The organism is Ruegeria sp. AH7, from assembly GCF_056541325.1.
Genome location: NZ_JBQFYF010000001.1, coordinates 253,652 through 268,863 on the forward strand (window position 1 = coordinate 253,652; position 15,212 = coordinate 268,863).

Genomic DNA, 15,212 nt, shown 5'->3' on the forward strand with positions numbered 1-15,212 from the left:
TCAGCCCCAAGCTACTTAAAGTTCCGGCTGTCCTTGATTTGATCCCAGGCCCAGACCACCTCTTGCAGCTGTTCCTCTTGTGACCGGTCGCCGCCATTCATGTCAGGGTGCAGGACCTTGATCAGCTTTTTATAGGCTTTGCGTACTTCGGCTTTGGACCAGCTGTCATTGGCCTCAAGAATCTCAATGGCGCGACGCTCGGTCGGCGGAAGGCGGCGCCCACCGCCACCCGACGTGCGACCTTTGTTTTGGGTGCTGTTTGCGCCTAGAACCTGATGCGGGTCCTCGATGCCCAGACGGGCCCAAGCGCGGGCTTCAGGGTCGCCCATGGGCTTTGTTTCACGTTCCCACACCTTGTCTTTCGAGCGTTGCGCATTCAGCTCGGCCTCGGTCGTGCCATCAAAGAAGTTCCATTTCTGGTTATATTCACGCACATGTTGTTGGCAGAACCAGTAGAAATCATCCAACACATCCGGGGCCTTGGGTGCGCGGTACTTTCCGGGCTCCTGACATCCGGGATGGTCACAGATTCGCACCGAGGTTTCAGACGCACCCGACATGCCCCGACGCCCGCGCGGGTTCTTTTTCTTGGCGCTGGAAACGGACATATCGAATCCAAAGGGGTCTGATTTCGCCATACTTTATCCTCACGAACGCATCTTTTCGACTCGGAGGCAGCAGTTTAGTCTAAGCTGCCGAAAGTAGAAGAGGGGGGCGGCAAGTTTTTTGCCGCTGAGCACAAAATTGAGCATAACCGAGGACATCCGAACCCGCCTTCAAGCCGCCTTTGACCCGCGAGAGTTAGAGGTGATCGACGACAGCGAAAGCCATCGCGGCCATGCAGGCTTTCAGGAAGGCGGGGAGAGCCATTTCAACGTCCGCATCCGCGCCGCCGCGTTCGAGGGTCAATCGCGCGTCGCGCGTCACCGGGCGGTGCACAAGGCGTTGGGCGATGTCTTGCCACGCATCCACGCACTGGCGTTGGATATCGACGTCTGAATGCGTTTAGAACCGCAACCGAAAGGCGAGACCGACAAGTGGGGCTGTGTCATAGCTTTGACGGCTGATCTCAGTGCCGGTTTCGTCCTCTAGTGTCAGTCGACCATCGAATTCTGCCCCTGCAAAGACGGTTACCGACAGGCCGGGATTTGGCGCGTAGTTTAGAGATGCGACGACCGGGATGCTCTGATCTTCGCCAATCCCGTTGGGCGCTAGCCCGCTGTCGTCCAACCGAAAGCGGATTTTCTCGGACCGGGCGGAAAGCGAGAGGCTGAAATCGCCATTCATCGCATAGCTGAGAGTCAACCCGGGCCCGCGCGTGGCACCAATTCCTGATCCAGTGTTCAGATTCCAGCGATCATTGATGTCCCAGTCGACCAACAGTGCCGGAAAGACTTCCACGCCGCTGTCTTCCAGTTGTGTGAAGGCCCCTAGAGCAGGGCCGATGGTCAGGCTTTCGCTCAGGCGCCACGCAATACCTGCAAAAACGCCATAGGTACGGCCATCAGACAACTCCGCACTGCTTTGATAGTCCCATCTGACCTGGGGAGATATGAACACATTGGTTCGTTGCCCGGCCTGAAAACGAAGCGGAGCTGAAATTCGGATGTCGCGAATATCGTTCCAAGGCTGGTTACCGGCCGCGCTGAAATCATAGTCTATCTGACCGTAGCTGAGCGAAAAACCGAGCGAGGTTTCGCTGTCGAAATTATACAATCCTGTGGCCCGCAGGAACGAGCGCGTCGCACTAAAGTCCCCACCCTGATCCAGATCTGCGCTGCTCTGATATACTGCAAGCCCGTCGATCTGGCTGACCCAACCCAGCGGTTGTTGTGCAGCGGCGGGCAGTGCAACCTGACAGGCGATGGCGGTGATTAAGTGAAGACAAGCGGTGCATGGTTTCATCGCGGCTGGGTTCCCAATCGATGCAAAAAAGGTATCTCAGAACGATACGACTAGAACCCTTAAACGGATGACCACCTCAATCCCGTCGGTTAAATCCGTGCCATCATAACCACACCCACAGAGCCTTTCGATCCTAACGGGCGCTACTTGGTGTCTTCACTGCCTTTTTCACTGGGTTTCAACGTCAGCGGAGGCTCATCTGCTTCGGCTGAAATCGGTTCCGGGGCTTGAACCGCATCCGGCCCAGGTACCGGATGCGCCAACGGTACGCCTTCAGGCGTCTCGTTGGGAGTTGGGGCTGCAGCCACGGGTGCCGTCTCGACGTCTGGCGCGTCTTGCGCCACCGCCCGCCGAAACACCAGCACATTGCGCCAGTTAGTTGTCGACCCCGTCAGGCCCGAGCGTTCCTCGCTGGGCAGTAGTTCCGCGCGCTGATACTCCCAACCGTCCTGGCCCATCTGGTTCAACACCTGCTCGACCGAGGCGGCAAAGCGGCCCTCGGTCGTTTTCACGCCCTTGGCTTTGACACCTTTTTGCGGGGCGGGGATGACCTTGTATTCGTAGCGCTGCATCAACTGTTCCTAAACCATATTCGCGCCAACTTAACATGCTGGTCCCCGGGCGAAAGCATCGTTGCGGGATCGGCGAGATTTAGCTCCGCATGTTGCCGCTGGCCTGTGCCGCTTTGGTCACAACTGACAGGCAAAGCTCCGTTGCCAGCGCCATGTCCTGGACCGAGATCCACTCCAGCGGTCCATGTATACACTGCATACCGGTGAACAGGTTGGGACAGGGCGTGCCGAATTCGGTCAGCCGAGAGCCATCGGTGCCGCCGCGAATCGGAACGGAGAGGGGCTCGATGCCCAGTTCCTGACAGGCTTCGCGCGCCAGATCGACGGGTGTCATGTCATTCTCGAGCCAATAGCGCATATTGCGGTATTGGTGGCTGATGTCGCAGGTGATGGTCGCGCGCGGTTCCGAGGCCTGAACAGCGTCGCAGACCTTGCGCACCAGATCGCGCTGGGCCTCAAGCCCCTCCATCTCGAAATCCCGCAGGATCAGCTTGATTTCCATCTCGGACGAGCCGCCATTCATGTCGGTGACATGGATGAACCCTTCGCGCCCATCGGTGACTTCGGGGGTCAGAGTGGCTTGTGGGAGGGTCTGTACGATCTTTGCGGCCAGATGGGTGGCATTGACCATCTTTTCCTTCGCCAGACCGGGATGGATCGACACGCCGGTGATCTTGATCACCGCACGGTCGGCCGAGAAGCTTTCATATTCGATCTCGCCCACCTCTTGTCCGTCCAGCGTATAGGCGAAATCGGCCTTGAGGTCCTTTGGCAGTTGCTCGGTAACGCCGCGCCCGATTTCTTCATCCGGGGTGAAAGCAATGCGGATTGGCCCGTGTGGAATGTCTGGATTTTCTATCAGGTGCCGCGCCATTGTCATCAGGATCGACACGCCCGCTTTGTCATCGGCGCCGAGCAAGGTCGTACCCGAAGCGGTGACCAGATCATGGCCTATCTTTTCGGCCAGATAAGGGTGTTCCTCCGGGGACAGAACCAAATCGGGATCGTCGGGAAAGGTGATCTCACCGCCGTTATAGCCCTTGATGACGCGCGGTTTGACCCCGGTTGCGTTGAATTGCGGGGCGGTATCGACATGGGCCAGAAATCCCACGGTCGGCCCTTTGGCGGTGCCGGGAATGGTGGCCACAACAACGCTGTCTCCCGTTATCTCAACATCCTGGGCGCCGATGTCTGTCAGTTCTTGCTGCAGCAGTTTCAGCATGTCAAACTGTATGTCGGTGCTGGGGGTCGAGGGCGAGGTCTCGTCACTTTGGCTGTCGATTGCGGCGTAGCGCATCAGCCGGGTTTCGAGTTCCTGGTCAAATCTGTTTGTCATGATGCCTCGCATATTTTAGTCTAAGCAAGACGAGCAATTTCCGGTGGTGTCAAGCGAGCGCCCGGAATTCGAATTTTCCTGAACCGACCGTGTCTCTACTTTTGACTTAGCGGAGTACCTCGGTCTTCGTACTTCAATATGTGTTGGGCAGATCAGGTGGTTCTCGGTTGAAGCAGAAAGTCAGTTGCCCGAAAAACTACTCCCTTGCCTGACCGGACGCATATCTGACACACTCTTCAGCATTGAAAGAACAAACTTATTCGAATGTATTTGAAGGAGGGGAAAGTGAACGGAATCCATAATCTGTGCAGAGCTGCCTTAACATGCGTCGCTTTGACTTTGAGTGCAGCATCCTGCGTGGCGCAATCAGTACCTGTTGCCGAGTTGACCGAAGGGCTTTGGGCCGAGGGACGCGATTTTGACCCTTTTGGACGGCGCCCTGTGCAACTCTGGCTGCCGGAAGGGACACTGATCTTTGACATTCAGAAGTCAGACCGGGTATCGGGTTCCAAGGGCAGAAAGTATCGTTCAGCGCATACTTTCCACGGCTATCCTGTCAATCTCGAACTGTTCCCAAGACGGGGTGTCGCGCGCTACAGCACGATCTCCGTGCCGGATGACAGCGCGCGTTTTCGTCTGATCCAGTCGGTCTATTGCCCCGGGGAAACGAACCCCATTGTGACTTCGGGAGGATGCAGGCACTCCGAACCCGTTGGGGAAGGCTGGGTGTTCGAACTGTCCGAAACGGGTACGGACACCACGTTGGGACTGCGCTTGAAAGCGACCGCATATCCCGATGACGCAACAATCGCGGCGCTCGGACCGGCCTCAAGCAGTATATACACGTTCGACATTTACGAGCGTGATCTGGATTTGTTCGAACAGCAAGGCGTACTGTTTCGCCTTGATCGAGAGCACCCGTTGACAGAATTTGTTTTTGTGGACGATTACTTTTTTCCCTGCAACACAACCAGCACGGTTGAGTTCAAGGAGGAAGAGATCGTTAAAGCGTTCGTCGAGGCATCGGTCGAGGCCGAAGTCGGATTCTGGAGCTGGTTCAAAGCGTCTGCATCGGCTGGCGGCGGATTTGAAGACAAGGGTACGTCAATCAGTTCCAGCAGAACTCAGACAGATTCGTCCGAATCCTCTGTTTTTAGCCAGTGGGGCCTGATGAAGAGCGCTGACATGGGGGAAACCCCCTTCTTCGTTGAAAAGAGATTTGACTGTCAAAGTGGTGCAGGGACCACCAAGCCGGGGGATTGGATCAACTCGATCGAGATCAGCTTCTGGAATGACGACGACGATGTGAATGACGTCTACGAATTTAATCTCGCCGGTGACTGGGTGGAAATGGATCGGGATGAAATCAAAAAGCGGCACCAGCGTCCGGTTTTCTTCAGTATCAACGATTCAACGAAACAGGCGAAGGTAATTCAGAACATCCTTACGGAATACCCAGAGCTAAACTACAATCAGGCGGTTTTCATGTTCGCTCAGCTCAACAACGGCTGTAGCGGCCGGTTCCGCGATGACTGCAACAAATCCGTGGACGTTGTCGAACAATAGAGTTTCGTGAATAGGCTGGGTTTCACGCAGCGCTTTGGTCCCTGTTTTGCCCGTATTCGAGCAAAACAGGGACGCACGCGCTTTGAGGCTGGCGAATTCAGTCGCCTAGTTTTTTGCTGACCAGTTCGTTGACGGCCTTGGGGTTGGCTTTGCCGCCGGTGGCTTTCATCACCTGACCGACGAACCAGCCTGCCAGTTTCGGGTTTACCTTGGCCTTTTCGACCTGCGCCGGGTTTGCTGCGATGATCTCGTCCAAGGCGGCCTCGATGGCGCCAGTGTCAGTGACCTGCTTCATGCCGCGCTCTTCCACGATCTGCGCCGGGTCACCACCTTCGGTGTAGACGATCTCGAACAGGTCCTTGGCGATCTTGCCCGAGATGGCATCCGACGAGATTAGATCAATGATCCCACCCAACTGAGCCGGAGATACGGGCGACTCGGTGATGTCGTGATCTTCTTTTTTCAGGCGGCCAAACAGTTCGTTGATGACCCAGTTCGCGGCCAGTTTGCCGTTGCGGCCTTTTGCGACCTCTTCGAAATAGGCGGCGCTTTCGACCTCGGCGGTCAGTACTGAGGCGTCATAGTCGGTCAGGCCGAACGCTTCGATGAACCGCGCTTTTTTCTCGTCGGGCAGTTCCGGCAGCTTGGCGGCGATGTCATCGACCCATGCCTGTTCGATCTCCAGCGGCAGCAGGTCGGGGTCTGGGAAATAGCGGTAGTCATGCGCTTCTTCCTTGGACCGCATCGAGCGGGTCTCACCCTTGTCCGGATCGTACAAGCGGGTTTCTTGATCGACTTTGCCACCGCCTTCGACGATGGCGATCTGACGGCGGGCTTCGACCTCAATCGCCTGCTGGATAAAACGCATCGAGTTCATATTCTTGATCTCGCAACGCGTGCCCAGATGCGAGAAGTCCTGCGTTTCCTGATACTTCTCATACGCACCCGGCAAGCAGATCGAGACGTTCACGTCCGCCCGTAGGTTGCCGTTCTGCATGTTGCCATCGCAAGTACCCAAATAACGCATGATCTGGCGCAGCTTGGCGATGTAAGCGGCGGCTTCTTCGGGGCCACGGATGTCGGGGCGCGAGACGATCTCCATCAGGCAGACACCAGTCCGGTTCAGGTCGACGAAGGACATATGCGGGTCCATGTCGTGGATCGATTTACCGGCGTCCTGTTCCATGTGGATGCGTTCGATACGGACCATACGTGCGGTGCCATCACCCATCTCAACCAACACTTCACCTTCGCCCACGATGGGGTGGTACAGCTGCGAAATCTGGTAGCCTTGCGGCAGGTCGGGGTAGAAATAGTTTTTGCGGTCAAAAGCCGATTTCAGGTTGATATCCGCCTTCAGGCCCAGACCCGTGCGCACGGCCTGTTCCACGCAATATTCGTTGATCACAGGCAGCATGCCCGGCATTGCCGCATCCACGAAGGCCACGTTCGAGTTCGGCTCGGCCCCGAATTGGGTCGACGCGCCGGAAAACAGCTTGGCATTGGACGAGACCTGAGCGTGCACCTCCATCCCGATCACCAGTTCCCAATCGTGCTTGGCCCCGGCAATGGTTTTGGGTGTGGGCATTTCGTATGTCAGGTCGAGCATGGCGCGCCTCATATCCGCAGAAGTCTAAGCCTGCGTATTAGGCTCGGCGGGGCCTAGGGGCAAGGGGTAAAGGCGCGATTCAGTGCTGCGAGAATTGCAGACCGGTAGGAGTAAATGTCACGTCCTTGCCGCTGCCCAACTCATCCCGGAAGAAATCGCCGATCGTACGCAGCGCATCGCGCTGTCCACGTGCTGCAAATCGCTCGGGTGAATTGATACGCACTGAGTTGTTGAAGCCCGCAGTTGCATGGGCCCAAATCAGCGGATGCAGCTCGGTCAGATGGTCGCGGATCAGCCAATTGGCGGTCTCGCGCATCTGGCTGCGGACCTGATCGGCCTTCTCGTTCAAGCCCAGCCCATTTTGCACCGTGATCGCGCAATAGGCGGACAGCATATTAACCATTTGCTGACCGGGGTGCAGCCGCAGAATATCGCGCAGGCCTTCAAGGAAATACTCGACATCCACCCGCGCGCAAGCTTCGGCATCCATCGCGATGGCGTCGAACTGGACCCATGTGTAACCGCCTGCGCCCCATGTGTCGTGTGTTCTGGCCGCGTTGCGTAGGGCTTGTAGTTCAAGCTCCTCATAGCTGCCGAACCAGCGAGGCAGCAGATGACTGCCCATCGCGCGCATATGGCGCTGGTTTTTCGGGTCGAGGTCAATTAGGCGCTCATACTTTTCGGCGACCCGAGCGGTCTCCTTGCGTTGACCGGCTAGCAACGCACAGTTGGCCGCAGCGATAAGCGGGCTATCGGGTGCGGTGGCTGTGCAGTCCGGTAGGATTTGCCCGGCGCGATCGAAATGGGCCGCGCAACGCGAGCTGTGCAGCGCAGGCAAAGTCGCATCCGCCGAATTGCCTCGCCAAGCCCACGCAATATCAATATGTGCCAGCGCGACGATTGCAGCAATCATTGGATCACCCGGATGATCGCGCATCTCGGTTTCAAGTTCCGAAATTCCCCCCAGAAGATCATAGTCGGAAACGGCCTTGCCATCTGACAACGCATGTTCCGCCGCCAAAACCACGTCAGACCGGGCGCCAAAACCCAACAAATCGGCAATCGGCATCCCATCCGGCGCCGTCGCGCCTGTCTGATCTGCAGCGCGCATTTCTGCGGACAATTCATCCCACCGATCCTGACGCGCCAGATGACGCCCGCGTTCGATCATCTCACGGCCCACAAGATCCTTGGGGTCAAGCTTGGCAACGGGAATGTTCAACTGGCCCTGTTCGGGTAGAGCGGCGGCCAAGGCAGAATTAGCTGGACAGAGATCAGGTGCAGCTTGCGGTTTCTGAGGTGAAAATCGGGCAGAGATTGCCCGTGCAATGCGGAACATAGTGGAACTCGAGAACTTAAAAACTGGTAACTGCAGGGTAGGCTGGCCGGAAAACCCGACGATTTCAAGTTAAATGCGCGTTACCTTCCATGAATCCTGTGTAATCGCACTCGGCTGCGTGGATCGTTTCAGAAAACAGAGAAATGATGGCGCTCAACGCGGAAACCGGCTTGGGTGACAACGTTTTCAAACTCTCGATGCGGCGGCAACGACTCATCAGGCAGGCGGATGCGCTTTTCCGATTTCAGCACCAATGAGACGCGGACCGAGAAATCCCAGCGCGTATCAAATCGAAAGAAATCAACCTCTTCCAAAGCGATCTGGCCCTGCCGTTTGCCGGAATACCAGCGCAGGCTATCCCGATCGAATTGAATACCCGCACTGCTGTCGTGCAAAACATCCCATATCGCGGGCAGGGTCGTCAAAGCCAGCAAAGCCATCAGCCACCATACAGCGTCAAACAGAATAATCAGCGCAAGCAAAGCCGCGTAGATGCCGATCAGAAGAATGACTGTCCGAGGGTTCCGATTGCGCCGCGTAAACGTGTAGGTCGTCATGCGTTTAGTATGCGCGAGATCATTTCGATCGTGTCGCGCGACAGGTTTGGTGTTTCGGAGATGCGGGTCAGTTGCGCCTGAATCAGGTCCTGTCGGCCCGCATCATATCGCCTCCAGGTCTGGAAGGCTGAACACATGCGCGCCGTGGTTTGCGGGTTCACGGGATCCAGTTTGATCAACCAATCGGTCAGTAGTTGATACCCTGCGCCATCAAGCTGATGAAAGCCTGCATGATTCATTGCCAAACCACCCATCACAGCGCGGAATCGGTTGGGGTTTTTCCAATTGAAATCAGCATGTTCCGTTAGCTTCTGTGCGACATCCGCCGTGACTTCGGGCGCGGCCATTGCCACTTGCAAACCGAACCATTTGTCGATGACCAACCGATCATGCTGCCATTGATCATAGAATCCGGCCAATTCCGCCTTGCCTTTCCGGGCACGCAGAAGGCAGGACAGGGCCGAGAGTTGCAAGGTCATGTTATCCGACTTCGCGTAGGATTCAGCCGATAGTGCGCCTCCATCCAGACGGGTGGTCAAAGCCAGTGCCGCGCCGCCCAGTGCGCGCTTGCCAGATTGTTCGGCATCCGGCGCATAGGGCACGTCCACCAGCGCTTCGCTATGCAGGCGAGGCAACAGGTCTTGCAGATGCTGGGCTGTGGCTTGCCGCAAAGTCTCGGTCGCGGTCCAGATCGCCATCGGATCGGGCGTACGGCCCCGTTCGTGCAAAGCCGCTGCAAGTTCCGATTGTGTGGGCAGGCCCAGCATCAGCGCTCGGTAGGCGGGATCTAAATCCCCATCGCGTAGCACGGCCAGCAACCCGTCCAGGTAGTCGGTTCCTGGCGTTGCGTCCTCTGCAATCATGCGCAACAAGGTGTCTTCGGCCAGTGAACGCCCGGCTTGCCAGCGGTTGAACGGGTCGGTGTCATGGGCCAGCAAGAAGGCACGATCTGCGTTGGTGTGATCGTGTTCAAGGATCACCGGCGCCGAGAAATCTCGCAGGATCGACGGTACTGGCTTGGCCGTGAGACCCGAGAAGGTAAAGCTCTGCTCGGTTTTGGTCAGTTCCAGCACTTCGGTGGCGCGCACTTCGTCACCGTTTGGACCAAGGAGGCCGACCGCGATGGGGATGACCTGCGGCAGCTTTTCGGTCTGTCCTGGTGTCGGCTCTGTGCGCTGGCTCAGCGTCAGAGTATAGGTCCCATCGTTCCAGTCTTCGGCGACCGAAACCTTTGGCGTGCCGGATTGGCTGTACCAGCGCTTGAACTGGCTGAGGTCGCGGCCCGTCGTGTCTTCGAACACTTGTAGCCAGTCCTCAATCGTGCAGGCCTGCCCGTCATGGCGGTCAAAGTAGAGGTTTAGCGCTTTGGCATATGCCTCATCGCCGACCAGCCGTTTCAGCATACAAATCACCTCGGCGCCTTTCTCATAGACTGTTGAGGTATAGAAGTTGTTGATTTCCTGAAAGCTTTCCGGTCTCACTGGATGCGACAGCGGCCCATTGTCCTCGGGGAACTGGCGTGCGCGCAGGTCGATAGCATCGTGGATGCGCTTCACCGGGGCCGAACGCATATCGGAGGTGAACTGCGCATCACGGAGCACCGTCAGCCCCTCTTTTAAACACAGCTGGAACCAATCGCGGCAGGTGATGCGGTTGCCGGTCCAGTTGTGGAAATACTCATGCGCGATGATGGCCTCGATCCGTTCGAAATTCAGATCGGTTGAAGTTTCAGGACTGGCCAGAACAGCGGAGGAGTTGAAGATGTTCAACCCCTTGTTCTCCATCGCGCCCATGTTGAAATCATCCACGGCGACGATGTTGAACACATCAAGATCGTATTCGCGGCCGTAGACGTCCTCATCCCATTCCATGGACTTCTTCAGCGCCTCCATCCCGAAGGCACATTTGCCTTCGTCACCGGGGCGCACCCAGAGGTTCAGCTCTACCTCGCGGCCCGACATGGTGGTGAACCGGCCCGGATGCGCGATCAGGTCTCCGGCGACCAAAGCGAACAGATACGCGGGTTTGGGCCATGGATCGGTCCATTCGGCCCAGCCTTTGCCTTTGCCCGATGGGTTGCCATTAGAAAGCAGAACAGGAAGGTCGCCGTTGATCCGCACTGTGAATGTGGACATCACATCGGGGCGGTCGGGATAGTAGGTGATCTTGCGAAACCCCTCGGCCTCGCATTGGGTGCAGTACATGCCGTTTGACATGTACAACCCCTCCAGCGCGGTGTTGTTGCCGGGGTCGATCTCGACCTCGGCCTCCCAGATGAATGGCGCATCGGGGACATCGGCAGTCAAACCTTGCTCGGTCACCGCAGGGTTCACATCTGTGCCATCAATGGACGCACGTATCAGCTTTAACTCTTCCCCATGCAAAAAGAAGCGGTGGTCCGAGGCATCGGGGTTTGGTCGAAATGCGATGCGCGATTTCACACGCGTTGCATGTGGTGCGAGATCAAAGGTCAGATGAACGCTGTCCACCAGGAACCCAAAGGGCGTGTAGTCTTTCAGATAGATTGTCTTGCCAGTTTCGTCGCGCATCCGAGGCCTCGCATCGGTTTTGGGTTTTTCGCGACGTTATGAGCTTCGATCCGGGGCTGCAACCGGCCCGCGCGATTGCCTTGCCGCTTTTGAAACAGCTTTAGGCAAAACTGGGCGATGAGAAACCTTAGACAAAAGTTGCCTATCGGAAACATTCGGCTTAAGTCAGTTTGGCATACATCGGCACACAAACGCGGGAGAGCAACATATGAGTGGCAGACAGACCCTGAGCGGGTTGCAGGTAGACCCAATACTGGTTGAGTTTATCGAGACTCAGGCGCTGCCAGGGACGGGCGTATCGTCCGAGCATTTCTGGGCTGGTCTCGCACGTATGGTTCTAGAGCTGGGGCCCAAGAACCGTGCCCTTCTGGCCAAGCGCGCGGATATTCAAAGTCGTGTCGATGGCTGGCATCTTGCAGAAAAATCGCAACCCATGGATCCCTCCGCCTATCAGGCTTTCTTGAAAGAGATCGGGTATCTGGTTGATGAAGGCGAGGCGTTTCAGATCAAAACGGCAAATGTGGACCCCGAGATCGCGCTGACCCCTGGCCCGCAGCTTGTCGTGCCAATTACCAATGCCCGCTTTGCTTTGAACGCGGCAAACGCACGCTGGGGCAGTCTATATGATGCACTCTACGGGACAGACGCAATGGGCGATCTGCCTGCGGGTGGGGGCTATGACGAAAAGCGTGGGGCGCGTGTAATTGCATGGGCCAAAGCGTTTCTGGATGAGGTTGCGCCGCTTGCCGAAGGATCATGGGCTGATGTCGCGGGGCTGACCATCGATGCCGGAGCGTTGACTCCCGCGTTAGCCAATCCTGCACAGTTTGCCGGTTTCGGCGGGGAAGCAAATAAGCCTGCGTTCGTATTGTTGAAAAACAATGGCTTGCACATTCAAATCATGATCGACCCGTCCAGCGCAATTGGGACGAGTGATCCTGCGGGCATTGCCGATATGCGCCTGGAATCGGCGCTGTCGACCATCATGGATTGCGAAGATTCGGTCGCCTGCGTGGATGCCGAAGACAAAGTTGTCGCTTATGGCAACTGGCTGGGCTTGATGAAAGGCGACCTGACCGAGGAGGTCACGAAGGGCGGCGAAACCTTCACCCGTAAGCTTGCGGATGATGTGGAATACACCACAGCTCAAGGCGGTCAGGCGTGGCTAAAGGGCCGGTCGCTGATGTTGATACGGAATGTGGGCCACCTGATGACCAACCCGGCCGTATTGGACGCTGAAGGCAATGAGATCGGTGAGGGGCTGATGGATGCGCTGTGCACCACGTTGATCGCAATGCATGACCTGAAGCGCGACGGCGGGAACTCGGTCGAAGGGTCTGTCTATGTGGTCAAACCCAAGATGCATGGCCCCGCAGAGGTCGCTTTCGCGGTTGAGATTTTCGACATGGTCGAAGATGTTCTGGGACTGCCGCGCAACACCGTGAAACTGGGCATCATGGACGAGGAACGCCGCACCTCGGCAAACCTGACCGAGTGCATCCGCGCCGCGAAATCGCGCGTGGCGTTTATCAATACCGGGTTCCTGGATCGTACCGGGGATGAGATTCATACCTCGATGGAAGCGGGTCCGATGCTGCCCAAGGGGGACATCAAAACCACGCCGTGGATAGCCTCGTATGAGGATCGCAATGTCGATATCGGCCTAGCCTGCGGTCTCAAAGGCAAGGCGCAGATCGGCAAAGGTATGTGGGCGATGCCCGACCGGATGGGTGAGATGCTGGAAGCCAAGATCGGCCACCCGCAATCTGGCGCAACCTGCGCTTGGGTTCCATCTCCTACAGCGGCAACTCTGCATGCAACGCATTACCACAAGGTGGATGTGCTTGCCCGGCAGGATGAAATCGCAGCTGGCGGCGCGCGCGGTACTTTGGATGATCTGCTGACCGTTCCATTATTGGGTGGTCGCAACCTGAGCGATGAGGAAATCACCCGCGAGATCGAGAACAACGCGCAGGGCATCCTGGGTTATGTAGTACGCTGGGTCGATCAGGGCGTGGGCTGTTCGAAAGTGCCGGACATCCATGATGTCGGGTTGATGGAGGATCGCGCGACCTGCCGTATCTCATCCCAGGCGCTGGCGAACTGGCTGCATCATGATGTGGTGAGCGAGGCACAAGTGATGGCCGCGATGCAGAAAATGGCGGCTGTAGTGGATCGCCAGAATGCGAGCGATTCAAACTATGTCCCGATGGCGCCGGGATTTGACGGTGTCGCTTTTCAGGCTGCTTGCGATCTGGTCTTCAAGGGCCGGGTTCAGCCGTCAGGCTATACCGAGCCGGTTCTGCATGCGCGGCGGTTGGAATTCAAAGCCAGTCAGGATTGAGTGGTAGTTGCGGGAACGAGGGGGCTGTCTGCACCCTCGCGCTCCCCCGAGGATATTATTGGCCAGATGAAGGGATCAGGTATGGGTATTTCTTTGCGCAAGGCGCGGACCATTGTACGTAAAGCGATGGAAAAAGGGCGGGAAATGGAACTAAAACCACTGTCGGTTGTGGTTCTGGATGCCGGCGGTCATGTTATCGCGTTTGAACGTGAAGACGGTGCCGCCCCCGGCCGGTTCGCCATTGCGCAGGGCAAGGCATATGGTGCGGTCATGCTGGGCATGGCAGGCACGGCGCAGATGCAGCGGGCCGAAGCGCAGGCCTATTTCATGGCTGCGGTGAACGGCGTGTATGGCGGACAGGTCGTGCCAGTGCCGGGTGGCATTCTGCTGCGCGACCGCAAAGGTGCCGTGATCGGTGCGGTTGGTGTGACAGGCGATACCTCTGACAATGATGCTGTTGCAGGCATGGCAGGGATCGAAGCAGCTGGGCTGACGGGCGAAATCTAAGCCGGCACTGTCCAGTTAATAGGCGTGTGCGCAATTGAACATTGCTTTGCGCTGTTATGCAGCCTGTGCTCTGTTGCACGGGCTGCTTTGTGTCGATAGCGTCAGTTCCAATCAATGCAAAAGCAAGGACATTGGAATGGTGCGACCCGTTGTTGGTATTATCGGCAATTCTTATCTGATGAATGATCAGTATCCCACACATGCGGGTGGGACGATGAATTCGGATGCAGTGGCCAATGTATCGGGTTGTCTGCCGCTGCTGATACCAGCTGATCCGCGGTATGTTTCGGTCGACGAATTGCTTGAGGTCTGTGACGGGTTCCTGCTGACGGGTGGTCGCCCCAACGTACACCCTGAGGAATATGGCGAAGCGGCCACAGATGCGCATGGAGATTTCGACCGGGCGCGGGATGCAATCACGCTGCCTTTAGTGCGCGCCTGTGTCGAACGTGGCCAGCCCTTTCTGGGGATATGCCGCGGGTTTCAAGAGGTGAACGTGGCCATGGGCGGCACGCTTTATCCCGAAATCCGGGACCTGCCGGGCCGCATGAACCACCGGATGCCGCCCGATGGGACGCTTGAGGAAAAATTTGCCCTCCGCCACATCGTAACCCTGTCGGAAAATGGTATGTTTCATGATCTTTTTGGTGCGACCGAGGTGATGACGAACACGTTGCACGGTCAGGGCATCAAACGGATTGGCGAACGCGTTGTGATCGACGGCCATGCGCCGGATGGCACACCTGAGGCGATCTATATCAAGGATGCGCCCGGTTTTACCCTTTCGGTTCAGTGGCACCCGGAATGGGATGCGATCAATGATCCGGTGTCTCGTCCGCTGTTTGAAGCGTTTGGGGCGGCTGTGCGGAACTGGGCTTCAGGAACCGCGCTGCAACAGATGCAGAGATTGGCATGATATTGTCAGCGG

Annotated in this window: 13 protein-coding genes; 5 read left to right on the forward strand and 8 right to left on the reverse strand. The window is 57.1% G+C overall.

Translation table 11 applies throughout. The features are described from left to right. Positions 1-11: 11 nt before the first annotated feature. Complete coding sequence (locus ACR0JX_RS01305; protein WP_170532183.1) at positions 12-638, reverse strand: J domain-containing protein; 627 nt, start codon at positions 636-638, stop codon at positions 12-14. Positions 639-744: 106 nt separating this feature from the next. On the opposite strand from ACR0JX_RS01305, the gene ACR0JX_RS01310 reads away from it, so the two are divergent. After that, positions 745-999 (forward strand): BolA family protein, encoded by a 255-nt coding sequence (locus ACR0JX_RS01310; RefSeq protein ID WP_480540724.1) that lies wholly within the window; start codon positions 745-747, stop codon positions 997-999. A 6-nt stretch (positions 1,000-1,005) separates the two neighbouring features. Here ACR0JX_RS01310 and ACR0JX_RS01315 read toward each other — a convergent pair whose 3' ends face one another. The 3 genes from ACR0JX_RS01315 to pepT form a co-directional block, all read right to left on the reverse strand. Further along, on the reverse strand, positions 1,006-1,905 hold the full coding sequence (locus tag ACR0JX_RS01315) for a hypothetical protein (RefSeq protein ID WP_480540726.1): 900 nt from the start codon (positions 1,903-1,905) through the stop codon (positions 1,006-1,008). A gap of 143 nt (positions 1,906-2,048) precedes the next feature. Beyond that, a complete protein-coding gene (locus tag ACR0JX_RS01320; RefSeq protein ID WP_480540727.1) occupies positions 2,049-2,477 on the reverse strand; it encodes a DUF4177 domain-containing protein in 429 nt (142 codons plus the stop codon). A 79-nt stretch (positions 2,478-2,556) separates the two neighbouring features. Beyond that, complete coding sequence (pepT, locus tag ACR0JX_RS01325; RefSeq protein WP_480540729.1) at positions 2,557-3,813, reverse strand: peptidase T; 1,257 nt, start codon at positions 3,811-3,813, stop codon at positions 2,557-2,559. Between the two features lie 357 nt (positions 3,814-4,170). Here pepT and ACR0JX_RS01330 point away from each other — a divergent pair, with 357 nt between their 5' ends. After that, positions 4,171-5,379, forward strand: a complete 1,209-nt coding sequence (locus tag ACR0JX_RS01330; protein ID WP_480540731.1) for a hypothetical protein — start codon at positions 4,171-4,173, stop codon at positions 5,377-5,379. Positions 5,380-5,476: 97 nt separating this feature from the next. Here ACR0JX_RS01330 and gatB read toward each other — a convergent pair whose 3' ends face one another. From gatB to pepN, 4 genes are all read right to left on the reverse strand, one after another. Next, positions 5,477-6,988, reverse strand: a complete 1,512-nt coding sequence (gene gatB / locus ACR0JX_RS01335) for an Asp-tRNA(Asn)/Glu-tRNA(Gln) amidotransferase subunit GatB (RefSeq protein ID WP_480540733.1) — start codon at positions 6,986-6,988, stop codon at positions 5,477-5,479. Between the two features lie 79 nt (positions 6,989-7,067). Then, positions 7,068-8,327 (reverse strand): hypothetical protein, encoded by a 1,260-nt coding sequence (locus tag ACR0JX_RS01340; protein ID WP_480540734.1) that lies wholly within the window; start codon positions 8,325-8,327, stop codon positions 7,068-7,070. A 128-nt stretch (positions 8,328-8,455) separates the two neighbouring features. Further along, positions 8,456-8,884, reverse strand: a complete 429-nt coding sequence (locus ACR0JX_RS01345; RefSeq protein WP_480540736.1) for a hypothetical protein — start codon at positions 8,882-8,884, stop codon at positions 8,456-8,458. Continuing rightward, positions 8,881-11,433 (reverse strand): aminopeptidase N, encoded by a 2,553-nt coding sequence (gene pepN / locus ACR0JX_RS01350; RefSeq protein ID WP_480540738.1) that lies wholly within the window; start codon positions 11,431-11,433, stop codon positions 8,881-8,883. Before pepN ends, ACR0JX_RS01345 begins: the two co-directional genes overlap by 4 nt. A gap of 208 nt (positions 11,434-11,641) precedes the next feature. Here pepN and ACR0JX_RS01355 point away from each other — a divergent pair, with 208 nt between their 5' ends. The 3 genes from ACR0JX_RS01355 (at position 11,642) to ACR0JX_RS01365 (ending at position 15,200) form a co-directional block, all read left to right on the forward strand. Beyond that, positions 11,642-13,777 carry a malate synthase G gene (locus ACR0JX_RS01355; RefSeq protein WP_480540740.1) on the forward strand — a complete coding sequence of 712 codons (2,136 nt, stop codon included), beginning with the start codon at positions 11,642-11,644 and terminating at the stop codon, positions 13,775-13,777. 81 nt (positions 13,778-13,858) lie between these two features. Beyond that, positions 13,859-14,284, forward strand: coding sequence for a GlcG/HbpS family heme-binding protein (locus ACR0JX_RS01360; protein WP_480540742.1), 426 nt, complete (start codon positions 13,859-13,861; stop codon positions 14,282-14,284). 136 nt (positions 14,285-14,420) lie between these two features. Continuing rightward, entirely contained in the window at positions 14,421-15,200 is a 780-nt protein-coding gene (locus ACR0JX_RS01365; protein WP_480540744.1) for a gamma-glutamyl-gamma-aminobutyrate hydrolase family protein, read from the forward strand. Positions 15,201-15,212: the final 12 nt, after the last annotated feature.

What these genes read in the sequence shown, in the direction of transcription:
- ACR0JX_RS01305 (WP_170532183.1), bottom strand. Translation starts at nt 638, where the DNA reads ATGGCGAAATCAGACCCCTTTGGATTCGATATGTCCGTTTCCAGCGCC.
- ACR0JX_RS01315 (WP_480540726.1), bottom strand. Translation starts at nt 1,905, where the DNA reads ATGAAACCATGCACCGCTTGTCTTCACTTAATCACCGCCATCGCCTGT.
- ACR0JX_RS01320 (WP_480540727.1), bottom strand. Translation starts at nt 2,477, where the DNA reads ATGCAGCGCTACGAATACAAGGTCATCCCCGCCCCGCAAAAAGGTGTC.
- pepT (WP_480540729.1), bottom strand. Translation starts at nt 3,813, where the DNA reads ATGACAAACAGATTTGACCAGGAACTCGAAACCCGGCTGATGCGCTAC.
- gatB (WP_480540733.1), bottom strand. Translation starts at nt 6,988, where the DNA reads ATGCTCGACCTGACATACGAAATGCCCACACCCAAAACCATTGCCGGG.
- ACR0JX_RS01340 (WP_480540734.1), bottom strand. Translation starts at nt 8,327, where the DNA reads ATGTTCCGCATTGCACGGGCAATCTCTGCCCGATTTTCACCTCAGAAA.
- ACR0JX_RS01345 (WP_480540736.1), bottom strand. Translation starts at nt 8,884, where the DNA reads ATGACGACCTACACGTTTACGCGGCGCAATCGGAACCCTCGGACAGTC.
- pepN (WP_480540738.1), bottom strand. Translation starts at nt 11,433, where the DNA reads ATGCGCGACGAAACTGGCAAGACAATCTATCTGAAAGACTACACGCCC.
- ACR0JX_RS01355 (WP_480540740.1), top strand. Translation starts at nt 11,642, where the DNA reads ATGAGTGGCAGACAGACCCTGAGCGGGTTGCAGGTAGACCCAATACTG.
- ACR0JX_RS01360 (WP_480540742.1), top strand. Translation starts at nt 13,859, where the DNA reads ATGGGTATTTCTTTGCGCAAGGCGCGGACCATTGTACGTAAAGCGATG.
- ACR0JX_RS01365 (WP_480540744.1), top strand. Translation starts at nt 14,421, where the DNA reads ATGGTGCGACCCGTTGTTGGTATTATCGGCAATTCTTATCTGATGAAT.